The 4,315-nt window shown below is 61.7% G+C and carries 4 protein-coding genes; 2 read left to right on the top strand and 2 right to left on the bottom strand.

Annotated features, from left to right (window positions below; translation table 11 throughout):
• The coding region (locus tag NW856_RS00940; protein ID WP_414398638.1) for a serine hydrolase domain-containing protein at nt 1-689 on the bottom strand (689 nt) is incomplete at its 3' end.
• Between the two features lie 127 nt (nt 690-816).
• Between NW856_RS00940 and NW856_RS00935 the strand changes: the two genes are divergently transcribed.
• Both NW856_RS00935 and NW856_RS00930 read left to right on the top strand, forming a co-directional pair.
• Nucleotides 817-1,779: a LysR family transcriptional regulator gene (locus tag NW856_RS00935; protein ID WP_414343887.1), complete on the top strand. Its 963-nt coding sequence runs from the start codon at nt 817-819 to the stop codon at nt 1,777-1,779.
• A gap of 108 nt (nt 1,780-1,887) precedes the next feature.
• Nucleotides 1,888-2,919, top strand: a complete 1,032-nt coding sequence (locus tag NW856_RS00930; protein ID WP_414398637.1) for an anthranilate phosphoribosyltransferase family protein — start codon at nt 1,888-1,890, stop codon at nt 2,917-2,919.
• Between the two features lie 102 nt (nt 2,920-3,021).
• On the opposite strand, the gene NW856_RS00925 is transcribed toward NW856_RS00930, so the two are convergent.
• Complete coding sequence (locus NW856_RS00925) at nt 3,022-4,302, bottom strand: DUF4912 domain-containing protein (RefSeq protein ID WP_414398639.1); 1,281 nt, start codon at nt 4,300-4,302, stop codon at nt 3,022-3,024.
• Nucleotides 4,303-4,315: the final 13 nt, after the last annotated feature.

Genomic DNA, 4,315 nt, shown 5'->3' with positions numbered 1-4,315 from the left:
GGGGCACAAGAGCCAGAGACAGGGGGTGGGTCGAAAGGATCCCCTGGATAAAACTGAGTTTGGCTCAGGCCCAGAGGCCGCAAGATCCGGGCATGCAAGATCTGATCCAGAGGGGTTCCGCTCAGACGTTCCAAAGCCAGCCCCAGCAGGATCAATCCAAGATCGCTGTAGACTGTGCGGGATCCCGGCCTGTAGGCCAAAAAGGTGTGCAGGGCCATGTGCCGGGCCGATTCGGCATCGGGCTGTCGAAACAGGGGTCGCCAGGCGGGCAAACCGGCGGTGTGGGCCAGCAACTGCCGCACCGTCACCTGTTCTGTTGCAACAAGCTGGCCTAAGGATTCCGGTTCCACAGCAATCCATTTCCCCGGCTGCAGAGGATCTTCATAGGGGGCAATGGGGCGGGATCCCTGAAACTCCGGCAACAGGAGACTCACCGGTTGATCCAACAGCAACGCTCCGGCTTCCACCAGGGCCATGCAGGCGGTGGCGGTGTAGAGCTTGGTCAGCGAGGCCAGGTCAAAACGGGTGGCCGAGGTTGTCGGTTGGCGCCGGGTCTCAGGGTCGAGATAACCTGCCGCCCTTGAGTAGATACACCTTCCCTTGTGGCGGATGACCACCTGGGCAGCGGGGAAAAGGTGGGGAATGGCGGAGTTGAGCAGCCCCTCCAGCAAGGTCGGATCCCAGCCCATCTGCCTCCTCTCCTCCCGGCTTGGGGATCCCCAGTCCAACAAACAACTTGTAACGGTGTTTACAAAAGCCTACCGCTTCCCCAGCTAGGATGCCACCACGGCAGGCTACATCATCAAGGGATCCCGAGTGCGGCTGGAGTTGTTGCAAGCTTTTTTGAACGTGGTGGAAACGGGCAGCTTTTTGGCCGCTGCTCGCCTCAGCGGTCTGACCCAATCGGCTATTAGCCGCCAGATCCAGGCCCTGGAGGAAGCGGTGGGCGCTCCGCTGTTGCATCGCAAAAGCCCGGTGGCCCTAACTGTGGCCGGGGAACGGCTTTTGCCCCATGCCCGTCGCATCTGTCAGGAATGGCAGCGGGCTCAGGAAAGCATTCGAGAATGGCTGCAGGGCCAGCAAACCGAGCTCTGCATTGCCGGGATCCATTCTCTGATCGCCCATCAACTGCCGCCGGTGCTGCAACAGTTTTGCCGGGAGTACCCAGAGGTGCAGTTGCGGGTTACCGCTCTGGGCAGCGACCGCGCCTTGAAGGTGCTCAGGGATGGGCTGGTGGATGTGGCCCTGGTGATGGAGAATCCCCTGATGACCCGGGGGGCAGAGCTGGTGGTGGAGCCACTGTACTCGGAGCCGATTCAAGTGTTGATGCCCGCCACCCATCCCCTCAGCCGCTACGAGCGGATCCCCTGGAAGGTGCTGGCGGAGTATCCCCAGGCTGTGTTCAAAGATGGCTATGCCATGCGCTCCTTGGTGGGATCCCATCTGGCCCGGCAGGGGCTTCCCCTCAAAGCAGCCCTGGAACTGAACACCTTGGATGCCTTTCGGGGGGTGGTGCGACAGGGGCAGTTGATTGCCCTCCTGCCGGAGTCGGCCCTGGTGGACTGCTGCGCCGATCCGGATTTGCAGGTGCGACCCACCGAGCCCCCTCTCTTGAGACGACAGGTGGTTATGGTTACCACCAGCGATCGCTATCGGATCCCTCCCATTCGCCGGTTTTTGCAGTTGGCCGCCCAGCTGATTAGGCAGTCTGGTAATGCTGAGCCTGCTTCCGGCGCAGATCCCCATTGGCCCTCTGCTGGGCTGTTGTCGGTTTTGTAGAGACCTTTTGTAGAAATTTCTGGTCAAATACCCATATCGGTAGTTTCAAGTGTTCCGCCCTTATCTCCCCCTATCCTGAGTAGCCCAGCGCTCCCGACCGCCGATGCCATGAGCCAAGAGTTTCGCGAGCTGTTGAAAAAAATCGGCAGCGGCACCCACACCCACCAGGATCTCAGCCGGGCAGAGGCCGCCAGCGCTGCTCGAATGCTCCTGCGGGGGGAGGCCACTCCCGCCCAGATCGGGGCTTTTTTAATTGCCCACCGCATCAAGCGCCCCACTGCCGAGGAGCTGGCCGGTATGTTGGATGCCTACGCAGAAGACGGCCCTCTTCTGCCCCGGCAGGATCTGCCTCATCCCTTGATCATCTTTGGCCATCCCTACGATGGCCGCTCGCGGACGGCACCGCTGGGGGTGCTGGTGGCTTTGCTGCTGGCAGCGGCAGGGTCAGCCGTTTTGCTGCATGGCTCTGGCTTCTGTCCCACCAAGTATGGGCTGCCTTTGGAAACGGTGTGGCGGAGCTTGGGGGTGGATTGGCGGGGGCTATCCCTGGAGCGGGTGGGGCAACTGCTGGAACAAACCGGGCTGGGATTTTTGTATTTGCCCACCTGTTTTCCCCAGGCTCAGGCTCTGATGGACTACCGGGATCAAATCGGCAAGCGCCCCCCCTTGGCCACCTTGGAACTGGTCTGGACGCCCTACCAAGGACCCTTTCACCTGGTGGCCGGCTATGTGCATCCTCCCACCGAGGCCACGATGCTGGAGCTGTTTGCCCTGCGGGAGATCCGGCAATTCACCACCGTCAAAGGTCTGGAAGGCAGTTGCGACCTGCCACGGGAGCGAGCGGCCATTCTCAACCAGGGCGGGAAACGGCTGCTCTTGAAGGCTCGCGATTGTCACTTGGCAGGCCCGGAGATTCCCCTCTCCGGCGAGAAAGAGCTGCTCCAACAGATGCAGCAGGTGCTCAGCGGGGATCCCTGTGAACTCACCCCAGCCGCTCTCTGGAATGGGGGCAGCTATCTGTGGCTCCTCGGCCACGCCCCATCCTTGCCAGAAGGGATCCAACAGGCGGAAGACCTGCTTCGCTCTGGACGGGTGATGGAGAAGCTGAAACAACTGATCCGGGTGATCGACCTCTCCTAGGGCTGGGATCCCCTGTTTCGATGGCTGGAGTCAAGCTCTCCAGCCCAGGAAAGAAAGCCCCCCGGCCAGCTCCAGGGGGCGAGAAGGGAAAGGTTGGATCCTTCAGGGCAACAACTCTTCGATGGCCTCTTCTTTGGTGTTGGTGCGGCGGGAGAGGGTGCGGCGGTCGAAGGTCATGTGGATCTCCCGGTTTTGCTCGCCATCGGCAGCCACCGCAAAGATGGGGAAGTCGATGTTGCCGTCTGGGAAAGCCATGTGGAAGCGGAAGGTGCCATCGGGGTTGAGCTGGATCTTGCGCCCGCCAATGGTAACGGTGGCATCCGGCTCTGTGGCCCCATAGACAATCAGCTCGGCATCGGCCACCAGCCAGAACTTGCGAGAGCGCTGCGGCAGCACTTCGGAAGCCCCCGAGAACAGGCCCAAGCCGGATCCCGAAGCCATCCAGGGAGCAGCGGGCACCTCCGCCATGGCCATCCCCATCATGCCCACACCCGAGGGGATGATAAACGAGCTGATGGCCTGCTCGGGCACCAATTGGCGGCTGCCCATCTGGTGGCTGCCAAACAGGGATCCCGCCACCCGCATCGCCTCAAAGCCACCCACCATTTCCAGGAAGGGATCGACCATGGCCCCTTGCTGCGGCTCATCGCCCTTGTAGGCCACCACACCCATGCCGGTGGCACTGCGCTTGTAAGGCTCGCTGAGCTGGTAGAGGGTGCGGCCCTGCAGGGCCATATCGAAGGGCACCGTCAGGAAATGCTCTTCAAACCAGTCGGAAGGATAGACCGGCGGCACCATCACCGCCGCCGAGCGGGCCAACATCAGCCAGCGGCCATCTGCCGTCCGGTAGCCGATCTCCACAATGTAGGAACGATCGCTCACCGGGATCGGCAAATACCACTCCCGCGCCAACTCGTCACAGGGGTACTCCTGCATGCTGTGGGCCGGCTGGTAGCTGAAATCGATATCCGTCACATCGTAGAGGCGCAGCGCCAACTGTTGGCCGCCCTCGCGGCGCTTGCTCTCCTTGGCCTCGTTGGGCACATCCCAATAGGCGTAGGCCCACTGGGGATCCCGCGGCAGCAAAACGATGCGGCTTTCCCCGTAACCGCCCGGCAAATCGCCCAGCCCTTTGTCCACATCGGCCAGATCCGTCTTGCCGGCAACCTCTTGACCCCTAAACTTCGTTTGGGTGACCGATTCTTGCCCCTTGGGCTCCGGCATGGCATCGACAGGGCGGCCAGCTTTGACTTGGGCCTCTCGAATGGCCTCAATCAGCTGGTCTTTGGTCATGCGGCTGTACTTGGGGATCTGATAGCGGGCAGCTTCTTCCCGCAACTGCCGGATGGTCATTTCTTCCAACGGGATCCGCTCTTGTGGCATGGTCGGGGTCTCC

Origin of the sequence: Synechococcus sp. R3-13, from assembly GCF_047462195.1 — a bacterium.
Lineage (GTDB): Bacteria > Cyanobacteriota > Cyanobacteriia > Thermostichales > Thermostichaceae > Thermostichus.
The sequence above is the reverse complement of the archived record's forward strand: the minus strand, read 5'-3'. Positions and strand labels throughout refer to the sequence as shown.

What these genes read in the sequence shown, in the direction of transcription:
- NW856_RS00930 (WP_414398637.1), top strand. Translation starts at nt 1,888, where the DNA reads ATGAGCCAAGAGTTTCGCGAGCTGTTGAAAAAAATCGGCAGCGGCACC.
- NW856_RS00925 (WP_414398639.1), bottom strand. Translation starts at nt 4,302, where the DNA reads ATGCCACAAGAGCGGATCCCGTTGGAAGAAATGACCATCCGGCAGTTG.